The sequence below is a fragment of the Candidatus Propionivibrio aalborgensis genome (genome assembly GCF_900089945.1).
Classification (GTDB): domain Bacteria; phylum Pseudomonadota; class Gammaproteobacteria; order Burkholderiales; family Rhodocyclaceae; genus Propionivibrio; species Propionivibrio aalborgensis.
Genome location: NZ_FLQY01000246.1, coordinates 50,026 through 72,281 on the forward strand (window position 1 = coordinate 50,026; position 22,256 = coordinate 72,281).

The following is a 22,256-nucleotide window of genomic DNA, read 5'->3' on the forward strand; positions in this document are numbered from 1 at the left end:
TGGCGTCAGGACGGCAACCTGGCCACCAGCCACATGTGTGAGGACAGTCCCTGTTGAGCAAGGAACTGCTGAAAAGGCCAGCCGTGCTCATCCCATTGGTCAACAAGCACACGGTGCAGGAACGGATCGAGATCGATCTTCCCCTGCAATGCCGCCTCGCGCACGAATTCCGCGTCCAACCGGCCCGGCGTCAGTACCTTGAGAACCTCGAAACCACTGTCGGTCAACAGGCGAGCAAGCGACCCGGGATTGAACAGATTGACGTGCTCTGCATCAACGGCCAAGGCGCCGGCTCCGAGCATGGCAATGTCAAAACCCTGGCCATTCGGACAGGACAATACCAGAAGTCCGCCGGGGGCCATTATCGGCTTGATGCCCTCCAGGAAACAACGCGGCTCGAACAGATGCTCGACCACCTCGAAGGCGACCACCACATCCGCATCCTTGCAATCACCCCCAAGATCCTCGATCCGTTTCTCGATTACCTCAACGCCACGATCCCGGCATGCCTGAACCAATTCGGGCGTGGGTTCGACGGCCACCACACGGGCAAAGGCCCGTGATTCCGTGGCCACCGAGGCGAAAGTCCCAAAGCCGGGGCCCACCTCCAGGAGCATGCCGCGCGGAATATGGAATTCCTCGCAGTAGTCGAGCACTCTCTTGAGCCAGGGCTTGTGGATCTTCTCGCGCCGGCTCTGTTCGGACGCCGGAAAAATATGCTTTGCCCAATAGGCGTAATTCTCCGAATTGGCATAGTAATCGCCCATGACCGCCTCAGACGGGCGTGGCGACATGTAGATCGTCCGGCAGGACTGGCAGAGGCAGAAGGTGAAGCCGTATTTCTCGAACGCCGGAGCGTACGTGGTCCCGCTACAGGCCGGACAGGGCACTGCCACGAACTCTACGGCACGCGCATGCATTCTGGCGATGTCCCGCTCGAATGCAGCCTCCTGCTCCTTCAGCAGATCATCCGGACAGAGCTCAGACTCACTCAGCGGCTGGCCGAGCGCAGCCTCGGACACGGTAACGGAAACTTGATCGGTCATTGTTCAAGGATAGTATTCAAAGATGGCAGAATAGCTGTGCCCTCGGGGAGTTGGATGTCATTGCACGGCGACCGCGTCACCACACCGGAGATGCTCAACCATCTTGCGAAATGCAGGCAGATCGCTTGTCAGTTCGTTGAAGCTGCCCTGCCCGGCAACTTTTCCATCCTCAAAGAAATATATTGTATCGCAGTGAAAGATCGAACTTAGCCGGTGCGCAATGACGACAATCGTCTTGCTGCCGCGAAGTTTCTGGATTGCCTCGGTAACCTCGTGTTCCGTCGTTGCGTCCAGAGAGGCTGTCGGCTCGTCGAGAATTATCACTGGAGCATCGAGATAGAGTGCGCGGGCGATGCCCAGGCGCTGGCGTTCCCCGCCCGAAAATGCATTACCCCGTTCTCCCATGGTTGAATTCAGCCGCCCGGGCAAGCCAATCACCTTGTCGTAGAGCGCTGCGCCTTTCAGTGCGTCATACACCTTGTCGTCATCTATTGACTCCGGCTTCATCCCGAAAGCGACGTTGCTGCGGATGGTGTCGTCGAGAATCAATGGCTCCTGGGGAACGTAAGCGAAGAAGCCCGCTTGCCCGGGCTTGCCGGCGGGCATGCGGGGCTCCCCGTCAATCAGGACGCGGCCACCCGCGGGTTCCAGCAAGCCCAGGAGAACGTCGACCGTTGTCGACTTCCCTGATCCGGAAGAGCCCGCAAAGCCAACGAGATGCCCGCTGGAAATCTCGATATCGACCCCATTGAGGGCGGGCGAGTCGGTGCCCGCGTACCGGAAAACCACATTCTCGAGCGTGATTGACCGCTCAAGCGCAAGCCGTCTCGTCGGAGGCGGCTTGCCGTCATCCAGGCTCTTCCGGTGTTCAGTTTCGAATTCACGATAATCCGGCAGTATCGCCTCAAGGCACGGAGTGGAGTTTCGATACAACTGCAGCGCGGCGATGATGCGGACAAAAGCCGGCGCCATGCGCAACGCGGCAATGCCGAATAAGGCCATCGTCGGGATGATCGACTGAACTGTTTCTCCGACGACAAAGACGCTGAACATGGTCCCGAATACGCCGACAACGATCACCGACTCCAAGATCAGGCGCGGAGTCTGTTGCGCAAGGCCGTTCTTGATTGTCAGGCTCATCTGCTCCTCGACAAGCGCACCAAATCTTTCTTCGAATGCCTTTTCGACCCCGTTGACTTTGATCGTCTTGATTGCGGCAGCCGTTTCGCCGACGGCGGCATAGACCCCCTCGTTCGCACGCATCATGCGCCGGCCCCAGAGGACCAATCGCTCGTGCATCACGTGCCAGTAAATGATCGCCAGGGCCGCAATAACGATCACCGCAACCAGTGTTTCAATGGGTTTTACCGCCAGAAGCGTGACGACGAACACAGCGGCCAGAATCACCGAACTCCCGATCTCCACCAGGCCCATCGTGCATTGTGCAACGGCGGCGCCGGCATTGGCCGTCACGTTGTTCATCAATTGCGAGGACTTCGATGAAAGGTGGCGAACGTAGGGCACACGCATGTAGCCGGAAAAAAGCACACCGGCCACTCGCGTCTGGAGCTTCTTGCGCATCCAGAGCGTCATCCAGGTGCCGACGAACTGAATGGCGATCCGTACCAAAAAAACCGCCATGACGAACAAGGTCATGACAGCGAAGAACACGTGGCGCTCCTCGATCGCCATCCAGCCGTGGAGTTTTTGAAACAGTTCCAGGCCACCCAAGGTTTCCGGCTCCAATACCGCCTTGAGGAACACATAGACGAGGCCGACACCGCCGGCCTCGAGGATCGCACCGGCCAGATTGACGACGAACAACACCAGCAGCAAGAACTTTTCGCGTTCGTTCGCAAGCGCCAGGGAACCCTTGATGTGATTCAGCATTCAATTTGCATCCAGCACATCCCGCTTCCAGGTACCGTTCTCCATGCGCCACACTCGCGGATCCCTGAAGGTGTCCGCGATCCGGTCGAACTCGTCTTCCGTCATTCCGACGTACTCGAGCCATCGCTTCAGGTCGCGTGGCTTGATGGGATCGTAGTGGTTGACGACTTCAACGGCTTTTCCGCGGGTCATGAGTTCGGCGCGAATGTCCTTGCATGCATGGTCGGTGGCGCGTCCGTACCCGAATTTCACGTACTTCAGGTAGTCATGCACTCCGTTCTCGTGCATGTCGTCCAAGTTGGACATTGTCCGATAGGTGCGATCGAACGGCTCGTTATTCACCTCAAAGCCGTAGCGGTCGATCACCATCTTCGTGTGTTCATTGCCTTCCCAGTAAACATAGTTTCCGAGAAAGATTCCGCGCAATCCCAGGTCGAACAGTGCCTCGTCGCCGGGATACTTCCAGGGAATCATGTCGGCACTCGTCAGTCCTTCGCGGCCGACAAAATAGTTCCACTCGTAGCCGCGGGCAAAGTGTTCGAGCCGATCGCGGTAACTGATCTCGGGGAAGTCGTCCATCGAGAACTGGCCGCACAGGTCCAGGTAACCGTGCTCGCCATAGAAGACCAATGGAATGCCATACTGTGCGGCCACGCGAACCGGTGCAGTCATGATCCCCACATGGGCATGCCAATTCATGTCCCCCATGATTTCGAAGGCCAGCCGGTTGAGCTTTACCAGATTCTTTACTGCAGGTTGCACGATCAGATGGTCACAATCGAAGACTTCCTTCATGCGCAGCATGTTGCGCCATCCGACCGGCGTCCAGTTGTTGCCGTTGTAGGTCACCAGCAGCGGGTTCAGGCCGAGCTCATGCTTGAGGACATGGGTCTGAAAATAGCTGTCCTTGCCGCCGGACACGGCGATGACGCAATCGTGGCGCGCACCATCCCGGCTGCGGTAGCGATCGACGATCTCCCGCAGCAGCTCCCTGCGCCGGTCCCATTCGGAGCTGGGGATCGTCGCCTTCACCTTGGCCATCTGGCAACCGGTACATTCGCCCGCGTCGTTGAATTCCATCGGCGCAGCGCTGATGGACGGGTAGACGCAACTGGTGCACCAGCGGATGTGGTGACGACGTCCCGCGCTCTCGGGCCTTGCCGCGACGTAGTCGCCATCGCGTGCCTGGCGAAGCCGCTCGCTATGGCGGGCGATCTCGCGCTCGATGTCGTACTCCGGCACGCGCACGAGGTAGCGGCTGCCGAGGCCGACCGGACGGAGGGCCACCCCCGCGTCGATGCAGGCCTGCTTTGCGTGCGGGTAGCTGAGCTCGAAGAAGTGGAAGATATTCGCCGCCGAAATCGCACTCGCGCCGCCGTCGAGAACCCCCGGGGCAAAGTGCTCGTATTGCCCGACCCCACCGCAGACGATGACCGGTATGGTCACCGCGCCAGTCACCGAGCGGACGAGGTCGAGGTCGTACCCCATTCCCGAGCCATCGCGGTCGATGGAATTGAGAAAGATCTCGCCGGCACCGAGCTCTTCGACGCGGCGGGCCCAGTCGGCCGGCGTCATGCCCGTCGGGCGCTTGCCGCCGTCGGCCATAACCTCGTAAGCGCCGCTACCATCCTCGCGGGCATCAATGGAAACGACAATGCACTGACTGCCGAAACGCTCCGCCGCGCGCGAAACGAATGACGGATCGTCGATGACCGCGGTATTGATCGTAACCTTGTCGGCGCCTGCCGCGAGCCGGGCGCCGATGTCATCGATGCTGCGAATGCCGCCGCCGAAGGTCAGGGGCATGAAGCAGACCTTCGCCACCTCGCGCAAGACGTCGAGCACGGTATCACCCTCGTAGCGCTGCTGAATGTCGTCGCGACGAAGGTCATGCCCCGCATCGCCGGCCCTGATATCAAGTATGACAAGCTCGTCCACATTCCAGTGCGAGTAACGCTCCACGGTGCTCATCGGGTTGCCGATCACCTGATGCACTTTGAACAACTGGCTGCGCACGATGACCCCGTTCTTCAGCAGGAGGCAGGGTATGAGGCGTGGCCGGTTCATGATGCGGTGTGTTCCGTTGCGATGGATACAAAGGCGTCGAGTATGCCCAGCCCGGCGTCCTGGCTTTTTTCCGGATGACACTGGATGCCGAACACATTACCGTGTTCCACCGCAACCGTCGCTTGTCCGCCGCCGAACGACATGGTCGCGGCAACGTGGCCGGGATTCGCGCAGATCATGTGGTAGCCATGGACAAAATAGAGCGGCGTGCTCGCGGCAAAATCGCGGAACAGGCGCGTGCCGTCGTGGGGCACGACATCGCACCAGCCGATGTTCGGAACCCGCTCGCCGACACCCGGCTTGAGCCTAACCACCGCGCCCGGAATGATCCCCAGCCCCTTGTGGCTGCCATATTCCTCGCTTGAGTCGGCCAGCAATTGCATACCAAGGCAAAGGCCAAGAATCGGCTTGCCGGCCCGCGCCGCTTCGCGCAGCGGTTCCACCAGTCCTTTGTCCCTGAGTGCAGCCATGCCGTCACCGAATGCGCCGACGCCCGGCAGGACGATCGCCCGTGCACCTTCCACCGCAGCCGCATCGGCAACGAGGTCCGGTTGAACCCCAAGATGCTGGAAAGCCCGGACCACGGACCCGATGTTGCTGATTCCGATGTCGATGATGCTCAGTATGGGCCGCGGTTTGTTCATCACACGCGTACGGCTTCGGTTCGGGTGCACTCGGAGAACGTCAGGCGCACCAAGCCCTTCTCTTCGTAGCGGCGCAGGTAGCGCAGCAGTCTTTCGAAAGGCAGGTCATGACGTTCGGCGATGTCGAGAATGGTCATTTTTCCGTCCATGTACCGGAACAGGCAGTCTAGCAAGTGACCCCATTTCTCCGCATCGGCGTCGAGATCCTTGGTCACCGTCGGATCGGGGCGTTCCATGTACAGGTCATAAGCCGGATTGGAAAGGCAGATCAGGCCGTTGAAGGTTCGCTGCACGGTGGCATCGCCTTCCAGCGTCAAGACCACCTGCCGCAAGACCTCCAGCATCTCATCCAACTGCCCGGGAATCATCAGTTCCGGCTTGTCGAGGCTGGAATGGTACTCGGGATAGGGAGCGAACTGATCCTCGCAACGCGTCACTTCGACAAATGGAACTTCGTAGCCTGGAGCCTCCCACACGGTCTCATCGTTGCCAGCCCCCATGCGCCAAGGTACCAGGGCGTGTTCCCGCGCATGGTGCTTCAGGGCATTGGCGAAAGCGAAGTCCAGCTTGTGCCCGCCGTTGAACGTACTGGTTGCCTTCACGGCCCCGCCGGTGCCAGGCATTTCCTCGAAGACGCCGCAGACCATGCGCGCAACCTCACCCGCCGGCAGATCGCGAAGATAGAACACGCTTCCCAAGTGCTCGGGCCCGAGCACAAGGCGGTAGGTGTAATGGTTGTCGCGCGTTGCCAGCCACTGCATCAACCGGATCAACACGGCCGTGCCGGCGAAACCGTCGTTGGCCATGTGCGGATGGCAAGTGTTGGAATTGAACACGACAATCTTGTCGCTGCGCCCCTTGATCTCCGCATGGGCAACCAGCATTTCGCCCGGCTCGTATTCCGTTTCCAGATCGACGCGGTAGCGGCCGGGCCCGAGATCCATGAAGACCCGGTATGGCATCGAGAACACCCAATCGGCGTCCCACGGCCGGTACTGCCAGACGCAGTGGAACATGTAGGCCTCGGGCTGGTTGGGGTTGGTCACCAAACGCGGGCGTAGTTCATCCCAGGAGAGTTCGCCGGAGAACGATTTCGAGTAGTAACCAACGCCCAGCGTGTTGGCCATGCCGTCGAAAACCTCTACGCCATCCCTATAAAGCTTGGCGCGCCTGACCCGCCAGTTGTCCGGTACTTGCCAGCCGTTATAGGCATCGCCCGAGGCAAAGCGGAACATCTGCAAGGGCAGTTCCCGGCCGATGCGCTCGAAAAGCGGCGCGTTTCCATCGGCAACCACGCCTGTGGCAAATTCGCACAACTCCTCAACTAGCTGGATCATTCTCGCCTCACATCGGCACCTGAACATCGGACTGAATAGATGAAACTATTATTTCCGTCGCTCGGCGGCCTATCGAACCCCCTTGCATCCGAACGCCTGACGCTGTCAACGTCTTGCGCAGCTCCCTGACGTACCCAGGAATTTCGGATGCAGACTGAGCGAGAAGTGCTCTCGGAATGCTGTTGAGAATCTTGCTCTCCTCATCCCGACTCAATATTCTAAAATGATCATAGATGATGAGAGGTTTCTTGAAGGTCAGTGCGAGCAGATTTGTTGAACACGGAAATGAAATGCTGATTGAGCAGTAAGGATACAGATCGTGGATGCGAAAATCTGTACAGATAACTACCCCGTATTGCTCTTCCGCGAATCGGTAGTCTTCCAGGCGACATAACGGATGCAGCGACAAAACTACCGGCAAACCAGATTCCACGTACTCAACGAGTGACGCCATAAGTTCATGGAACTGTCGCCAGTGCCGATTCCAATCGCAATATTTGTGTTCGGCCGATGGTTCAACATTGAACAGAATGAATGGTGATCCGACCGGAAGATTGACATGCGAGAACAATAGTTTCTCTTTCGCTGGATCGCCAATCTTGGCCACTACGGCATCAAGGAGCGGCGGACCACTAACCACAATCCGATCCGCTGGATAGCCGTCGCGCAACAACAGTTCGCGCGAATACTCGGAATGGACGAACACCTTTCTGAAATCGAGCGATGGCTTCAACCACAAACGGTTCATTTGCAAGCCAGTCAGGGTCGCTGCCAGCATCGTCAGGGGATCCCAATAGAAAACCCTGTTACCGTCCGGAATAACACTGGTCCACGACGGAAAAAGCCACGCGAGAATACGGTTGATCGGGTCGTATCGGACGCGGATCACCTCGGACGCCATACCTTGCTCGAGGTGGTTCAAGCGGGCAACCCGTAGCGCTAGCGTCCCGAGATACGGCGAGTTCGGAATGCAATACATCGGGACTGATTGTCGAATGCACGCACGCGTCATTGCGTTGTCGATTTGCCCCGAGCTATGGTAGGACCCCATAATCACGGCGTCAGGCTGGTGTCTTGTGAGAATGGCTTTTGCAACGCGGCGCTTGGTCAGGCACTTCATGAGATGTATGGGTAAACTGAGCAATCGTGCGAGCCCTGTTTTCCGTATCCAAACCCGAAGAATGGTTGACTTCGTCGATGACTTACCTGCAGTAGGCTTCGTTGCCCCATTCGGAGCCGCTGGAACGACCGAGGTCTCCGGCGCTCCGTACCCAGCCTCTACCGGAACCGTCTCCACGGTGATGCCTTGTCTTCGACAAGCCTCGACGATGGGTTCAGTGTGATTGGAGTGAAATCCCAGCAGGACCGTTACGACAGCCCCCTTACGAACGAACTCCTCGACCACCGGTGCCGCCTCCCGATGGTAGGATTCCGCGGTAAATACGAACAAAACCGACAACGGAGTCAACCGCGCGATCTCAGCCGGCGTTTCAGCTTGGTGAATGTTTCGTACGCGGCGACCGGAACTCGATTCCATGCGTCCAACAATCTACGCTTTGGTGATTTGTCCGGACTCGACGTGATCGCCTTACTAATTGCGGCCAGTTCACCATCGGTTAATAAACGAGCTTCGACAAGAAGACTAAGTGCGAGGGAATTGAATCCAAAGGCCAGCAACACCAAGGCCACCCGCTGACGATCCATGGGACTCAAATCATTCCTGTCGGGATCAATTACGAAAAGCGCATCGCCTGAGAACAACGGCAGACGACTGCACTCGTCCGGAACGTCAATGTCACCACGGCGATAACGAGAATGTTCGAGGTTAAGGTCGATCAAACGCATTCCATTTCTTGAAAGGAACGCATGCTGATCCCCAAAAACGGCATGATCCTGATAATAGGGAAAAGCTTGGAACTCTGCCTGGACAAACAGAATCTGACCTCCTTCAAACAGGGCTTGTGCTCCCTTGAAGACCTTGAGCTCTCCGCCTTCTACGTCAACCTTCAGGAAGTCGATCTTTTCATTGGCTCCAAACAATGCGTCCAGAGGCTTGCAACGGATTTCACTTTCTTCGACAACGCGGGTGTGAAGGTCATAAACACTCTGGCGCCGCCGAGGGTCACCCCATGGATAGAGGAAATAGGTGCTTTTCATAAGCGACAACGTTGGCCCCATCAGGGTACAGGCACCGGGCCCCTGTGTGATGTAGAGGGTCTGTGAACACTCGCGATCCCATACTGCGCAGTCGAAGTAGCGCTGCTCCCGGAACTTCGGGATATCGCAATTGTTCTTCGCTGCCCACGAATGCATATCGGTCTCGCCCTTGGCGAGCTTCCGATACTCGTCCGGATTCGGTTCGAACCCCACGAGCGTGGCCATCGCAGAATAGGCTGATGGAAGAAGGAACATGCCGTTGCGGGCGCCGACGTCGACCACCAAAGGCGACACTTTCGCCTCCTGAAGTGGTGTTGCAACGATTTCGCCAATCGTTCGACCCAAGCTCGTTCTACGTCCGAATACAGCCATTACCTAGCTCTCCTCAAGCACGTTGCTGTCGTACCACCAACCGATACCTTGGAAAGCGCCTTCCCGCCAAGGCCATTCCATTGCCTATGCTTTTTGGTCGAGGGTGAAGTGAGTACCCACGTAGCCGAGCAAACTCTGCACGCTTCGCTCGATGTCTGTCGCCGACGTTTCGAGAACAAGTTCAGGCTTGAGGGGTGCTTCGTACGGAGCGCTAATTCCGGTGAACGCTTCAATTTCGCCTCGCCTCGCCTTACCGTAGAGCCCTTTGGGATCGCGAGCCTCACAAACCTCGAGCGACGTCGCAACGTGGACTTCGTGAAACAGTTCGCCGGCAATCGCGCGCACACGGTCGCGGTCGGCGCGATATGGCGAGATGAAGGCCGTAATCACAAGGCAACCCGATTGCGCAAAGAGCTTGGCGACCTCGCCGATACGGCGGATATTCTCCGCGCGATCCGCGGGCGAAAATCCCAGATCGGCACACAGTCCGTGACGAACGTTGTCTCCGTCGAGAACGAACGTGCGCCAGCCTTTCTGAAACAGAAGCCGGTCCAGCTCGAATGCCAGCGTCGTCTTTCCAGACGCAGACAGACCAGTGAGCCAGAGTATTCCACTGCGATGGCCATGCGCCATCCACCGGTCCTCAAGTGATACCTTGTGCTCGGTGAATTGAATGTTCTTGGATCGCATTTCTCGCCAATTCGACTTCAATTTTTCCGGCTACTGATTGAGCCGAATACGCTGCACATGAACATCAGCTTCCAGCGCTGAGCTTCCGGCCACCCCACAGTCTCCGGGTACTTTCGGCTGTCAATATCGTCGAAATCGATTGACGGAGTCAGGAGCGGTGGGAGTGAATGCAGGATTGCAAATTCTTGGCGTGTCTCGCTGAAGCCATAGCTCTTCAACTTGTACCTGTAAGCGAGGGGGTTCTCGCGAACCCCGAAGACATACCGATCCGGCACATCAGGATGAACAAGAAGATCCCGAACGTTGCACTCCTCCGCAGCTATCGAAAAGTGTTTGCCAAAAAAATTCGCCGTGTACCGATTCAGAGTGAACATGTCAAACAATTCGTTGGAATGGGTGACAACGAGCGCGCCTCCTTCCCTTAACAATCGCTGCGCCTGTTGATAAAACGTCGCCTCTTCCTTGGGGTTCAGATACGCAAGGACGTTTAACGCAAACAAGCAATCGAAGGAATTGCCGGGAAGTTCAGACAGGTGTTCGACACCGCCACACGCTAGCTTGGTATCTTTCCAGCGCCCCAGCAGTCTGGACTGAGCGGCGTGAATCATCGCTGAATCCACATCAACCCCCGAAACCGTTGCGCCATCCTCCAGAAGCCGCTCTACGAACACGCCATCACCACAACCGAAATCCAGGCAATTCTTGCCCGCAAGAGAGAGTTCGGACAATAACGCCTCAACCATCTGTAGACGATTCGCATGGTAGGGCCCTTCTATCGCGCTCAGATAGGAGGCGGTCTTATCGCTCCAGTAGTCCTTCCCGCTAATCGTCATTCTGTGTCTCCTGCGATTCTTGATGAGTGCCAAAAGAGCTCTAAGCTCGGTTTCATCACGCGCGCGTAGCACTCATATGGCACCAAGGCTGAAACAAGGTACCGCGAAACGGCAATTTTTTCCCGTCGGCAGCAGGCACCGTATAGGTAATGAGGTCGCCTTCACCGCCGGACGGCGGTAGGTCGATCGGCAGCGTAAATGGACGAAATACCGGTATAGCGAACCCTGAACTTACCAGCAGTGCTTCTACCTTGGACATGGGGCGAAATCGGAGACGTAGTCCGGCAAGGTGGCTTTTCGACATTTCAGTGATGTGCAGGTCCTGCGGATAGGGATGGAAGAAATCGAAGACGATCATGGTTCCGCCCTGCTTCAATGCACCCGCGATGTTCTTTATTGCCATTTCGAACTGGGCGTCCTCCATCATGTAGAGGACGGCGTTGATCGTGATGATGTCGTATTCGTTCCTCTCGGGAAGATTCAAGAGATCCAGGATCTTGAAAGCAACGCCGTTGAGTTCCGGATTGGCCCGGCACTCATCCAACGAAGACTCCGCCAGGTCCCCCCCGGTGAGTTCCAGCTGGGGGAAGAGCTTTCTCATGTGCAACAGAAGGTTTCCCGTCGAACAGCCGACATCCAGCAGCTTCAGCTTTCTCTTCTCCGGCTCGTGCTTGGCAACGATCTCGCTGACCAAACCAACCAGCACCTTGTCGCTTTCGCGCATCTGTTTTGCGTATTTCGCCTGATAGCTGTTGTATTCATCGAGGAAAGTCTTGTCGGTGACGTAGTCCTGATACGAAAATTCATTGCTCATTTTCTTGCCTTCCCAAAACAAACGACTCATGCAGCATATTGGCGCAATGAGCCGAGAATATCTTTGAACAAAAAGCATCTGCGCACCAGGGACTCTTCCGGCTCGCAGCCTGTGTCGAGCAGCATACGACGAACCATTTCCCCGCCGAAAGCAACCAGCAAGTCACCGCTGTCGCTGCGCCAGGACCCCGCCTCAATTCCGGCTTCCTCAAGGTATGTCAGGACTTCATCCGCTTTGGGTGAGGTGGTGGGGCGGTACGGGGTGAGGGCCATGTCCGGCCCGCAAAGATAGTCTGCCGCCTGAACGACGCGGGTCGGCAGAACCTTTCGCCAGCGGTCCACCGTTTCTGCGTATACGTCCTTTCCGCCATGATCGAAGCTGCTGTTTCCCCTCCAGCCATCGGCCGACAGGCGCAGCATCTCCGGATGAAAATCGATATTGAGGGCGTCACAAAGCTGGCGGGCTTCGTGTTCAGGGTGGGTAGCGAGCTGCTCGAAGGAGACGCTGCGAAATCGCCCGGCCAGCAAGGGATCGGTGGCAAACCGGTGAGTCAACGCGACCTGCTTGCGCCAGTGGCGCAGATAGGAAGGCGCGTGCGCCGCCTGGGTCGGATCCTTCTCGGCCATCGCCAATAACGACGCCACGATGGCCCGCGGATCACGTTCGAGAGCAAAGAAGCGCGCTTCCGGGAAAAGCCTCGCCAGCAGGGGCACGAACTCCATCACCCAGACTTCCTTGCAGCCTGCCCAGCGCACACCGGTTTTCAAGCCAGCAACAAGATCCAGGCCGCTGCGAAACAGTTGTCCGTAGTCCTCGCCTGCCAGTCCGCTCATTTGTGCACCGAGGGTCGGGGATTCCAGGCTAGCGCGTTCCCCTGCCTTCAGGCGCAGCACCTTCAATTCGTCCTGGTCAAGAGGGAGGTTCGCTTCTCCGGCAAGCATCAAATCGAGCAGCGCCGCTCCATCGGGGTCGAAATAGTAGTCCTGGAACGGCGCTGACGAGGAAAACCGCTGCCGGACCTCCTTCGCAGCCCGGGATGCCACGAGTGCGTTGCGCAGCGAACGGAACAGCGGCAGATAGGGGTCGAGCGCCACGGTGACGTCCGGATGGCGATCAAGCATCCGGGCCAGCAGGTTGGTCCCGGAACGCGCCAGACCGAATATGAACAGCGGCTTGCAGGCCATATGGTCAGCCCGCCGGCACGGCCGCGACGATGATGTCGTCGCACTGCCGCCCGCGGTCCAGCGCCTGCTGGATGACCGGGATGAAGTCGGCCAGAACATCGAACAGCTTCGGATCGTCGGCCCTGAGCGCCGCCTGAACACAGGTTTCGTAGGCATCCATGCCGAAATACCAGGCCGCCACGGGCACGAATCCTTCGTCGACCAATGCAGTGCATAGCGAAGCATCGGTAAAGCCATTGACGTGCGTCGTGGGATCCATGTGACGCGCGATCACTGCACCCTCCATACCCTGAACCATCGTGCCGAGCGAGTCGACACGCGGAACTTCGACTATCAGCATGCCGTCGGGACTCAGCCGCCGTAACGCGGCGACAATGAAATCGCGAGGTTGTGCCACGTATTCAAGCAGGCCCCAAAAGGTGATGAGGTCAACCGGTGCGCCACCGGCCGACAGGAAATCGTCTTCGCGCAACTCCAGGCCGAAGGCATCCTGGGCAAAGACGCGCGACGCACGCGATTTCTCGAACCCCTCCACCGCCATGCCGCGGCGCTGCGCCCCGGCCAGAAAATGCCCGCCGCCTGCCCCGACATCCAAGACGGTCCGTGGCGATTTTCCGGTCCGCCGCTGGAAATGCTCCAGGCACCAGTCCAGCTTGGGAGCGATGATCTGGGTCATGCGGGTTTCGATCGCACTGTGATCGATGTAGGTCGACGAATGCGCTTCGGATTCGGCGAAAACCTCGTCCAGAACTTCGGGTCGGGGCCGCGCTCCGACGCCTACATGGCCGCAGCTACCACAGCGCAGATAGGGTACGCCGAACACGGCCAGTTCGACGGCTGCACCGTCGAGGGACGCATGACAAAGTGGACACTGCGTCATTCGCCGGACTTTGGCCCCGGCTCCATATAGACGGGCCGCAGTAGTCTCAAGGAAGCCCGCATAGTCGCGCACCTCGCCGAGATCGATGCCCTTCAATTTGAGCACGTCGAGCGGCTTGCCGGCGCGCACCTGGACGTCGAACATCCGGCGGACGGCATCGCCGTGGGTGTACTCCCAGCGCTCCTCCCATTCGCGCCCGTGGTCCGCGCCGAAGGGGGTATGTCGGTGCCATTGCGTCATGATTTGGTCGCGAAAACGCGCAAGGTGAATTTGCCGCTCGGCTCGCGCAAGCGTTGCGTGAGCAGCGGATTGAATCCCGCGCGGCCGGCAAGCAGCGCCGCGGAGGCGGTGCTGAATACATGGTGGTGCTCGATGAAAAACTCTTCGCGTCCCGGCCCTTCGGCAGATGCACTCTCGCCGTCAGGCACCTCGAAATAGACGAAGCCTTCCGGCGCCAGCAGTGTCTGCGCCCTGGCGAGCATCGCCACCGGGTCTTCGACGTGCTCGAGAACCTTGTTGAACGTCACCACGTCGAAAGGTCCGATCGACGACAGGTCGATTTTCATGAAATCGCCCTGGACGGCCTCGATGCCGATTACTTCGCGCGCATGCCGCGCCGCGCGCTCGTCGGGATCGAGAGCGGTGCAGCGCCAGCCTGCTTCCTTCATGCGGCAGGGGAAAACCCCCAGCCCGGAGCCGACATCCAGCATTCGCGGCGCAAGGCCGACGGGAAAGTGTCGGGCGGCGAAGTCGACCACGGCGGCAACGCGCCCCGCATTGTCGGAGCGCTCGGGAGGAAGCGCCAGAATACGCTCGAAGGTCTGGCGCATCCTGTCCCCGTAGGTATTGTCGACATAGGCGCCGCCATACAGGCCGCCGAGATCCATCTCGTTCTCGGAGAACCAGTGACCGCAGAGGCCGCAGCGCGAATAGGCGCGCCGGTAGGCCCCCTCGGCACACTCGAAAGCGGTTTCGCCTGCCGGCGGAGCATCGTACTGAAATGCCGGCTCGAGATGCCGGGATTCGCAGGGGCACTGCAGCGTGGGCTTTACTCTCACTTGGCCTCCAGGCGCGCCGCTAGCCCATCCAGCGCCGCGCTGCTGTCCAGCCAGGCGATCACGGCGAGGTTTTCCTGCTCGCAATAGGCGTCGAACAGGACTTCACGTCCGCGTTCGACCAGCAGGACGAAATAGCGCCCGGTGCCGCGATTTCGGATCAGAACCCCGCGCAGGCCGAACTGTTCCAGGCGACCGTTGAGGGATGGCGTGGCATAGAAGCCCCAGTCCTTGCGGGCGACGTCGTATTCGCCGCCGGATTCGGTGACGAACGTCACCTGTTCGTCCGGTTCCAGGCGGAGGGTGCCGCAGTCCTTCATCGGAAACTTGACGGCATTGCCGACGGCGAAGGTACGCGGTGGATTCTTCTCCTCGAACTTCATGTCCATTTCCAGTCCGGTATCAGGAAATCCGGAATATTCCAGCGGCCCTGGCTGTCGCGCTTCCAGATGTCCGTATTGCGAAAGGTCTCGGCAATCGCCATGAAGCGCGATTCGTCGATGCCGGCGAAAACGCAGAACCTGGCGATATCCGCGCGCGGCGTTTCGTCGCCCGCGGCGCGCACGATCGCCAGCGCCTGGTCCCGCGTCATGCGGCCATTGCGAATCTCCAGCGAGAGGTTGTCGAAGGTGCGCGTAAAGCCGAACTTGTGCCACTTCAGCCAGTGGTGCAAGGATATGAAATCATCGTCGATATCCGCGTAGTCGTAGTAGCCGACCCGGGCACCCTCGGCATTGGCCTGAAAGCCGTGGGCACGCGCAACGGCATTGGTGACGTCCGGATCCCACGGGAAGTAGTAGCCGAGAAAGACCGCGTTGACTCCGGCCTGGCTCAAGGCCGCCTCGGACGGGCCGAAGTATGCGGTCAGGTCCTTGCGCGTCAGCTTTGCGTCAACCCAATCGGCAGCGGTGGTGCCATGGGTTACGCCATAGTTGCGCAGCCATGCGTCATTCAACTGGAAACCGGTGTGCTCTTCGGCGGCGGAACCGTATTCGAAAGCCGAGTTTTCTCCCCAGACCACCAGCGGTATAGAAAAGCGGACGGCCAGCGACAACGGGATGTTGAACAAGGCCAGATGCATTGGGATTCCGGTCGAGCCGAGGCGTTCGAAGGTCTGCAACATGAAGCGCGCTTCGACCTTGGGGTTGATCTGGTAGTCGATGTGATCGACACCGAGCGAGATCAGGTTTTCCAGGTTGCGGCGGCCGATCTCGGTCCGGCCCGGAGTCTTCCATGTCACGGCAAGCGGCTTCAGCCCGTATTCCAGGCACTTGATGGTCTGCCATGTGCTGTCCTTGCCGCCGCTGACCGGAATCAGGCAATCGTAGCCGGTGGCGCGAGTCTTGGCCGTTTCGACCACATCGCTGAACGCCGTCTCCCGGGCGGACCAGCCGATGTCGCGCTTGGTCGCGTGCGCATGACACGCGTTACACCGGCCGTCCGCCTCGATGCGAAGGTTGGGGCGGGTATCCGGCAGGATGCAGTTGTTGCACCACTTCATGCGGTAGCCTCTTCGCCAAACTCCTCAAGGAACATGCGGGCATTGAGAAAGTAGAACAGAAACTTGCTCTGGCTGTTGGGCAGGTCCGGCTTGTCGATCAAGTCGGCGATGGGGCCACGGCGGACATGCTCGAAGATGGGACCGTCATCGAGAATCTGGGCGCGGACCTGCGGATCGGCGACATCGAGGTAGTCGAAGATCGGCACATTGAAGCCCACCTTGCGCGGATTGTCTATGACTGCGTCGGGCGCCAAACCGCGGACGGCTTCACGCAGCACGGCCTTCGCCCTGGCGTCGCGGATCAGATGGCGCGTCGGTATCGACTGGCAGACATCGAACAGGCGTCGATCGAGAAACGGCGAACGGTTCTCGATCGAGTAGTACATCGCGTTCAGATCGTCCTCGTGCAGGATCGGCGGCACCGATTCATGGAAAAGTTCATTGTTCATCCGGTTGCGCAGGGCAACCCGGCTGTAATTCTCTTCGGCAAACGCTTCGCTCCAGCGCGGCGACAGAAAACCCGAGAAGGCGTCCCCATCCAGGTAGATGTGGTCGCGCAGCGCCGGGTTCTTGATGAAGCAATCCGGATCCTGCAGAAACGGGTTGCGCACGACGGGCGCAATTACCCGCTGCCAGTTGTCACGGGCTTGCGCCTGGGCAACCGGGTCTGCCGCGAGCGCCTGCAGGTAGAAATTCTGGTGGTCGAAGTAGCCGCTGAACAGTTCGTCCGCGCCCGTGCCACTAACGGAAACCTTGTAGCCCTCTTCGGCGACCGCCTTCATCAACTGCCATTGGGCGTAGTAGGTGATGGTCGACACCGGGGAGTCGTGGTAGCTGATCTGGCGGCGCAGATTCGACAGAAAATCCTGGCGGGCAACGGGAATCGTGGTGTGCCGCAGGCCGAGTTCGGCGACAGACGTTTCCACCATCTCCCGTTCTTCATAGCGCTCGTCGGTGTTCATGATGGTAAAGCCATGAACCTGGAAGCCCAGCTTGCGCTTGGCGATTGCGATGAGCGCATTCGAGTCGACGCCGCCGCTCAGGCAGAACGCAATCGGCACATCCGCGCGCAGGCGGATACGAACGGATTCGACCAGTGCGTCGCGGGCACTCGCTACGGCATCTTCGAACGTCATCGACTCGTCGGTGACATCGAAGCGGGGTCGCCAGTACCGCTCATCCTGCCGTGCTCCCCGCCTGTCGAAACGCACCAGGGCGCCGGGACGTACCTCGTTCAGCCCGGAAAAGAAGGTGTCGCCGGTCTTGTAGAGAGCCTTGTAGCCGTTCACCAGATAGCGACGCAGATGATCGAGATTGACCGGAAGACTGCGCCCGAGCAAGGCAAAAACGAACTTGGGTTCGGACCCGAAATAAACGCCGGTATCGTCTTCGAATACATACAGGGGCTTTTCGCCGAACCGGTCGCGGCACAGCAGAAGCCCGTTGTCGGCGAGCCAGGCGAAAGCCCACATGCCTTCGCAGTTGTCCAGCCCGGCGACTCCTTGTGTCGCCAGCACGCTGGCAAGCACTTCGGTGTCGCTTTCGGTGGTGAATGCCTCGCCCTGCCGCTGCAGCGTCGCCCGAAGCTCGAGGTAGTTGTACAACTCGCCGTTATAGCTGAGATGCCCGCCGCCCCGTGCGAACGGCTGGTTGGCTCGATCGTCGAGATCGAGGATGCGCAGACGCGAGTGCAGCAAATAGCCGTTGCGCTCGCCGCCTATCACGCGACGGACCTGACCATGACCATCCGGTCCGCGACGCCCCATGCGGTCGAGACATTTTGCCAGCGCCTCCGGCGCCAGCTCGCGCGTTCCATAGTAACCGGCAATGCCGCACATGGTCAGGCCACCATATCCGGCAGGAGCATTTCTCCGCGCACCACCGGGCGAAGCAGGCGATGACCGAGAACGATGCTCTCCTGACCCGGCATCAGCCCTCCCCCGGGCCGCAGCCATTCAAGGTCATGCTCCGTCAGGACATGCCCCGCCGGAAGGTCGAGCCGCGCCACGATTGATCGCCGGGCGGCGGCGATCACTGGCGCTTCTGCTTCCTGCGGCAATTTTTCCCCGGTGCCGAGCAGTTCCTGAGCCAGACGAACGCGCCGGACCAGTTCCGTCATTTCGGCAGGATCGGCAGAAAGGGCGTGGTCCCTGAACTCGGACTGCGTCTTGGAAAGCGTGAAGTGCTTCTCGATGATGCGCGCGCCCAGCGCTACCGACAATACCGCCGCCTCGATTCCCAAGGTGTGGTCGGAATAGCCGACAACGCCCCCGATTTCATCGGCAAGAGTGCTGATGGCGCGCAGATTGGCTTGCGCGGGCGGCGTCGGGTAGGCGGAAACACAATGCAGCAATGCAATGTGGGCAGAATGACCGCTTTTTTGCGCGGCCGTCTCGATGATCCGGCAGGCCTCACGAATCCCGGTCATTCCCGCCATTCCTGTGGAGAGCAGGACCGGCTTCCCCGTCGCGGCAACGGCGGCAAGCAGGGATGCGTAGTTGTTGTCGCCGGAGGCAATCTTGAAGGCGGGTACCAGTTCATCCAGCCAAGGCACGACTTCCGGCGAGAAAGGCGTGGAGAGAAAGACGGTTCCGGCCGCGCCGGCGATCGTTGCCAACTCGGCAAACTCGTCGCGACTGAACGCGAATCGGCCCAACTGCTCCAGTCGTGCCGGCTGGCTTGCCGATACGAGTTGATCAGGCTGAATGGTCTGAAACTTGACCGCATGAGCACCGGCGGCGGCGGCGGCGAGGATCATGTCCCTGGCAAGCCCGAAGTCGCCTTCATGGTTATTGCCGATTTCGGCAATAACCATGACTTCGCGCGACAGATCGATGTCACCTATTTTCATTGGTGTTCCTTGGCAACGCCGTGGAAGTGCATGACATATTGTGCGGACGTCAGGCGAAATCCCAATGACTCGTAAAGCCTTACCGATGGCGTATTGGCAGCCTGCGTGCCCACCTTCATTGTCGTGGGGACGCGGCCGTCACCCGTCCCATGCAGGACGGCATACAAAATCATGTCGCGGCCGATGCCTTGGCCCTGCCAGGCGGAATCAAGGCCGATCAGGTCGACTACCAGGCAACCCGTCTCTGCCCACAGGAGCTGGAGAAAGCCGACGACGCCGCCGTCGCGTTCGGCGACCACCATGCCGTCGCCGCGCTTGCCCTCGAAGTAATTGCCCGCCCAGGAAGACTTGATGCCGTCCGCCAGATGCTTCGGAAAACGCGGATCCAGATGGAAACGCGAAAAACGAAAGGCACGGCCGGCAATCCCCGCTACAGCTTCGCGATCTTCCGGCCGGGACAAGCGTATGCCGGGACTTCGCGGGCTCGACTGCTGCCCCGAGATGGGCCTGTCAAAGGTAAGCGCGGTATCCACCACGCGGAATCCGGCATCAGCCAGTTGCGATACCTCGGCAATATCTCCGGCCTTCAGCTTCGCATAGGCAAAAACAGGACCATCCGTATGGAGCATTGCCCAAGACTCGCTGCCTGACCCACTCTCGACCCGCCATGCAGGGCAACCGACAACACCTGACAGCCAGGAATCCGGCTTCAGGATATGGTTCGTTGCGGCGTTGCCAATCTCAGTCCTCACGGAACAACTCGGGTTGAGCGGCTGCCAGTTGTTTGTACCACTGGATATACTGAACGAAGCCTTGGTCTACCGGGTACTGCGGGTCATAGCCGAGCAAGCTGCGAGCCTTCTCGACGCTTAACGTGCCGCGCTCCGGCATCAAGGCGTCGCGTGGGTTGTAAGTCAACTGCAGACCGGGGAAGTGCTCGATTACCAGATTGGCAAGATCATTCAGGGCCCGGGCACTGCCATAAGTGATGTTGAATATCTGATTGCGCGCTTCGGGCCTGGCAATGCAACGCAACACACCCTGGCAGAAATCCTTTATGTAGGTAAAGTCCAGCGCATCGGTGCCATCGCCGTTGATCGTCAGCGACTTGCCGCGGATCGCGTTCTCGATGAATGCCTGTCCGACGCGGCGGCTGACACAGCGCTCGCCATAGAGCGCGGACGGCCGGATGATCGTGTAGGGCAAATTGAACACCTGGTTGTAAGCGACGACCAGCTTCTCCGCGCCATACTTCAAGGCGCCGTAGATGCCCATCGGCTCGCAATGCCTGTCTTCGGTAACCGCATCTCCCTCGAAGTTGCCATAAACCATGGACGAGGACAGATAGATAAAGTGCGGCTTTCTGTCCTTGACGGAATCCAACGCGTTCTCGAGCGTTCGCATGCTGTGATCAAAAGTGCTGAAGGGATCCTTGTTGGAGCGGTTGGCGTGCGCCACGGCTGCCAGATGGATAACGACATCGGGCTTGATCGCGTTCAGGCAGGGACTGAGCACATGGTAATCGCGCGCATCGATCACGTGCAGCGGGATCCTTGCCTGGCGCAGCAAATCCAGGCGCAAGTTGACGAACCCGACGTACAGGTTGTTGTTCGGGCTCGGGTTGAGACCGCTGGTGAAGGCACCGAGGTTATTGACCTGCAGTCCGTCGATGACATGCGGCTCGGCGCCAAGTGCCTTCAGCTCCAGCGCAAGATTGTGGCCGATAAAACCGGCGCCACCCACCAGAGCAATTACCTTGCCTTTGAATGCGCTCGCGTCAATCATTTGATAGCTCCAAGAACTTGTTTAAGCATCCTGCCAACATAAATCATGTCTTCCTCATCCAGGTGAGGCCCCACGGACAGTGCGATGGAATGGTTACTGATCCGCGCAGCATTGGGGTACTGAACGCGACCCAAGTCATACTTGTCCCGGTAATACTTGAGATGCGGTACGGGTCCGGGGTAATAGACGCTCGTGCCGACACCCAGGTCGCGCAGACCATTGATGATGTCGTATCGCTTGTCGGCAACGGCATCGTCCAGAACAGCGACAAGGCAGTAGTGCGCGTGTTCGAAATCACCCCCGCCCGCTGCGAGACATTTGACCTCATCGATATCCTCGAGCGCCTTGCGCAGGGCGGCATCGTTCTCGGCGCGCTTCGTCAGAAAACCGCCCACACGCTTCAATTGTTGAACGCCGATGGCCGCTTCGATTTCATTCATCCGGTAGTTGTAGCCAAGGAGATCGACATCGTACAAACCGGGAACCACCCGCTCACCTACCATCTTGTCGTAGCCGAAGGCCTTGAGTCTGGCGACTTTTGCTGCCACTTCCGCGTGGCGCGTGGTGAACATGCCGCCCTCCGCCGTGGTGATGTGTTTCACCGGGTAGAACGAGAATGAGCCTACATCACCGATCAATCCGGCGTGCACACCCTTGTAGCGGGCACCCAGTGCCAGGGCGGCGTCTTCCACGACGAACAGATCGTGCTTCCTGGCCAGGACATTTACCCTGTCCATATCGACGGGCAGGCCAAGATAGTGCACTACGCTGATCGCCTTGGTGCGCGGTGAAATCGCAGCCTCGATTCCATCGATGTCGATGTTTCCGGTAGTTGCGTCCACATCGACAAAAACCGGGCGTGCACCCGTGTACTCAACCGAGTGAGCGGTCGCGACGTGGGTCTGCGCCGGAACGATCACCTCATCACCGGGGCCGATGCCGAGATACACGTAGGCAAGGTGAAGGCCTGCCGTGCAGGACGCGACGGTATGCGCATAGCCGCCGCCAATAAATCCCGAGAAATCGGTTTCGAACTTCTTCGCGAGCGGCCCATGCACAAACTGGGTGCCGCTCAACACTTCCAAGACAGCACTTCGCTCCTCGTCGCCGATTATTGGCCTACCGAATGGAATATTTCTCATAGTATTTA

The 22,256-nt window shown here is 59.1% G+C and carries 20 protein-coding genes; all 20 read right to left on the bottom strand.

Features of this window, described 5'->3' with window-relative positions; translation table 11 throughout:
• Nucleotides 1-5: 5 nt before the first annotated feature.
• The gene (locus PROAA_RS12065) at nt 6-1,046 is read right to left on the bottom strand and encodes a class I SAM-dependent methyltransferase (RefSeq protein ID WP_186411577.1); all 1,041 of its coding nucleotides are present in this window, start codon (nt 1,044-1,046) and stop codon (nt 6-8) included.
• A gap of 57 nt (nt 1,047-1,103) precedes the next feature.
• A complete protein-coding gene (locus PROAA_RS12070) occupies nt 1,104-2,936 on the bottom strand; it encodes an ABC transporter ATP-binding protein (protein ID WP_186411578.1) in 1,833 nt (610 codons plus the stop codon).
• Entirely contained in the window at nt 2,937-5,003 is a 2,067-nt protein-coding gene (locus PROAA_RS12075; RefSeq protein WP_186411579.1) for an N-acetyl sugar amidotransferase, read from the bottom strand. It abuts the gene before it with no gap.
• Nucleotides 5,000-5,647 carry an imidazole glycerol phosphate synthase subunit HisH gene (hisH, locus tag PROAA_RS12080; protein WP_186411580.1) on the bottom strand — a complete coding sequence of 216 codons (648 nt, stop codon included), beginning with the start codon at nt 5,645-5,647 and terminating at the stop codon, nt 5,000-5,002. Before hisH ends, PROAA_RS12075 begins: the two co-directional genes overlap by 4 nt.
• Nucleotides 5,647-6,984 (bottom strand): DUF4910 domain-containing protein, encoded by a 1,338-nt coding sequence (locus tag PROAA_RS12085; protein WP_186411581.1) that lies wholly within the window; start codon nt 6,982-6,984, stop codon nt 5,647-5,649. Before PROAA_RS12085 ends, hisH begins: the two co-directional genes overlap by 1 nt.
• A 7-nt stretch (nt 6,985-6,991) precedes the next feature.
• On the bottom strand, nt 6,992-8,521 hold the full coding sequence (locus tag PROAA_RS12090; protein ID WP_186411582.1) for a hypothetical protein: 1,530 nt from the start codon (nt 8,519-8,521) through the stop codon (nt 6,992-6,994).
• Nucleotides 8,449-9,513: an FkbM family methyltransferase gene (locus PROAA_RS12095; protein ID WP_186411583.1), complete on the bottom strand. Its 1,065-nt coding sequence runs from the start codon at nt 9,511-9,513 to the stop codon at nt 8,449-8,451. Before PROAA_RS12095 ends, PROAA_RS12090 begins: the two co-directional genes overlap by 73 nt.
• An 84-nt stretch (nt 9,514-9,597) precedes the next feature.
• Entirely contained in the window at nt 9,598-10,203 is a 606-nt protein-coding gene (cysC, locus tag PROAA_RS12100) for an adenylyl-sulfate kinase (RefSeq protein ID WP_186411584.1), read from the bottom strand.
• A 17-nt stretch (nt 10,204-10,220) separates the two neighbouring features.
• Nucleotides 10,221-11,069 (bottom strand): class I SAM-dependent methyltransferase, encoded by an 849-nt coding sequence (locus PROAA_RS12105; protein ID WP_186411585.1) that lies wholly within the window; start codon nt 11,067-11,069, stop codon nt 10,221-10,223.
• A gap of 22 nt (nt 11,070-11,091) precedes the next feature.
• The gene (locus tag PROAA_RS12110; RefSeq protein ID WP_186411586.1) at nt 11,092-11,871 is read right to left on the bottom strand and encodes a class I SAM-dependent methyltransferase; all 780 of its coding nucleotides are present in this window, start codon (nt 11,869-11,871) and stop codon (nt 11,092-11,094) included.
• A 5-nt stretch (nt 11,872-11,876) separates the two neighbouring features.
• A complete protein-coding gene (locus tag PROAA_RS12115) occupies nt 11,877-13,133 on the bottom strand; it encodes a sulfotransferase family protein (RefSeq protein WP_186411587.1) in 1,257 nt (418 codons plus the stop codon).
• Nucleotides 13,039-14,154 carry a class I SAM-dependent methyltransferase gene (locus PROAA_RS12120; RefSeq protein ID WP_186411588.1) on the bottom strand — a complete coding sequence of 372 codons (1,116 nt, stop codon included), beginning with the start codon at nt 14,152-14,154 and terminating at the stop codon, nt 13,039-13,041. Before PROAA_RS12120 ends, PROAA_RS12115 begins: the two co-directional genes overlap by 95 nt.
• The gene (locus PROAA_RS12125; RefSeq protein ID WP_186411589.1) at nt 14,151-14,972 is read right to left on the bottom strand and encodes a class I SAM-dependent methyltransferase; all 822 of its coding nucleotides are present in this window, start codon (nt 14,970-14,972) and stop codon (nt 14,151-14,153) included. Before PROAA_RS12125 ends, PROAA_RS12120 begins: the two co-directional genes overlap by 4 nt.
• Nucleotides 14,969-15,358, bottom strand: coding sequence for a hypothetical protein (locus PROAA_RS12130; RefSeq protein ID WP_222102243.1), 390 nt, complete (start codon nt 15,356-15,358; stop codon nt 14,969-14,971). The genes PROAA_RS12125 and PROAA_RS12130 overlap by 4 nt, the downstream gene beginning before the upstream one ends.
• Complete coding sequence (locus PROAA_RS12135; protein ID WP_186411590.1) at nt 15,349-16,470, bottom strand: N-acetyl sugar amidotransferase; 1,122 nt, start codon at nt 16,468-16,470, stop codon at nt 15,349-15,351. Before PROAA_RS12135 ends, PROAA_RS12130 begins: the two co-directional genes overlap by 10 nt.
• On the bottom strand, nt 16,467-18,308 hold the full coding sequence (gene asnB / locus PROAA_RS12140) for an asparagine synthase (glutamine-hydrolyzing) (protein ID WP_186411591.1): 1,842 nt from the start codon (nt 18,306-18,308) through the stop codon (nt 16,467-16,469). Before asnB ends, PROAA_RS12135 begins: the two co-directional genes overlap by 4 nt.
• 2 nt (nt 18,309-18,310) lie before the next feature.
• Nucleotides 18,311-19,321, bottom strand: a complete 1,011-nt coding sequence (locus PROAA_RS12145) for an N-acetylneuraminate synthase family protein (RefSeq protein WP_186411592.1) — start codon at nt 19,319-19,321, stop codon at nt 18,311-18,313.
• A complete protein-coding gene (locus PROAA_RS12150) occupies nt 19,318-20,073 on the bottom strand; it encodes a GNAT family N-acetyltransferase (RefSeq protein WP_186411593.1) in 756 nt (251 codons plus the stop codon). The genes PROAA_RS12145 and PROAA_RS12150 overlap by 4 nt, the downstream gene beginning before the upstream one ends.
• Nucleotides 20,063-21,106, bottom strand: coding sequence for an NAD-dependent epimerase/dehydratase family protein (locus PROAA_RS12155; protein WP_186411594.1), 1,044 nt, complete (start codon nt 21,104-21,106; stop codon nt 20,063-20,065). The genes PROAA_RS12150 and PROAA_RS12155 overlap by 11 nt, the downstream gene beginning before the upstream one ends.
• Nucleotides 21,103-22,248, bottom strand: coding sequence for a DegT/DnrJ/EryC1/StrS family aminotransferase (locus PROAA_RS12160; protein ID WP_186411595.1), 1,146 nt, complete (start codon nt 22,246-22,248; stop codon nt 21,103-21,105). The genes PROAA_RS12155 and PROAA_RS12160 overlap by 4 nt, the downstream gene beginning before the upstream one ends.
• Nucleotides 22,249-22,256: the final 8 nt, after the last annotated feature.

Bases quoted from the DNA above. Each gene is read 5' to 3' on its own strand.
- PROAA_RS12065 (WP_186411577.1), bottom strand. From the start codon at position 1,046: ATGACCGATCAAGTTTCCGTTACCGTGTCCGAGGCTGCGCTCGGCCAG.
- PROAA_RS12070 (WP_186411578.1), bottom strand. From the start codon at position 2,936: ATGCTGAATCACATCAAGGGTTCCCTGGCGCTTGCGAACGAACGCGAA.
- PROAA_RS12075 (WP_186411579.1), bottom strand. From the start codon at position 5,003: ATGAACCGGCCACGCCTCATACCCTGCCTCCTGCTGAAGAACGGGGTC.
- hisH (WP_186411580.1), bottom strand. From the start codon at position 5,647: ATGAACAAACCGCGGCCCATACTGAGCATCATCGACATCGGAATCAGC.
- PROAA_RS12085 (WP_186411581.1), bottom strand. From the start codon at position 6,984: ATGATCCAGCTAGTTGAGGAGTTGTGCGAATTTGCCACAGGCGTGGTT.
- PROAA_RS12090 (WP_186411582.1), bottom strand. From the start codon at position 8,521: ATGGAATCGAGTTCCGGTCGCCGCGTACGAAACATTCACCAAGCTGAA.
- PROAA_RS12095 (WP_186411583.1), bottom strand. From the start codon at position 9,513: ATGGCTGTATTCGGACGTAGAACGAGCTTGGGTCGAACGATTGGCGAA.
- cysC (WP_186411584.1), bottom strand. From the start codon at position 10,203: ATGCGATCCAAGAACATTCAATTCACCGAGCACAAGGTATCACTTGAG.
- PROAA_RS12115 (WP_186411587.1), bottom strand. From the start codon at position 13,133: ATGTTCTGGCCGACTTCATCCCGGTCATCCAGCAGGCGCTGGACCGCG.
- PROAA_RS12120 (WP_186411588.1), bottom strand. From the start codon at position 14,154: ATGACGCAATGGCACCGACATACCCCCTTCGGCGCGGACCACGGGCGC.
- PROAA_RS12130 (WP_222102243.1), bottom strand. From the start codon at position 15,358: ATGGACATGAAGTTCGAGGAGAAGAATCCACCGCGTACCTTCGCCGTC.
- PROAA_RS12135 (WP_186411590.1), bottom strand. From the start codon at position 16,470: ATGAAGTGGTGCAACAACTGCATCCTGCCGGATACCCGCCCCAACCTT.
- asnB (WP_186411591.1), bottom strand. From the start codon at position 18,308: ATGTGCGGCATTGCCGGTTACTATGGAACGCGCGAGCTGGCGCCGGAG.
- PROAA_RS12145 (WP_186411592.1), bottom strand. From the start codon at position 19,321: ATGAAAATAGGTGACATCGATCTGTCGCGCGAAGTCATGGTTATTGCC.
- PROAA_RS12155 (WP_186411594.1), bottom strand. From the start codon at position 21,106: ATGATTGACGCGAGCGCATTCAAAGGCAAGGTAATTGCTCTGGTGGGT.
- PROAA_RS12160 (WP_186411595.1), bottom strand. From the start codon at position 22,248: ATGAGAAATATTCCATTCGGTAGGCCAATAATCGGCGACGAGGAGCGA.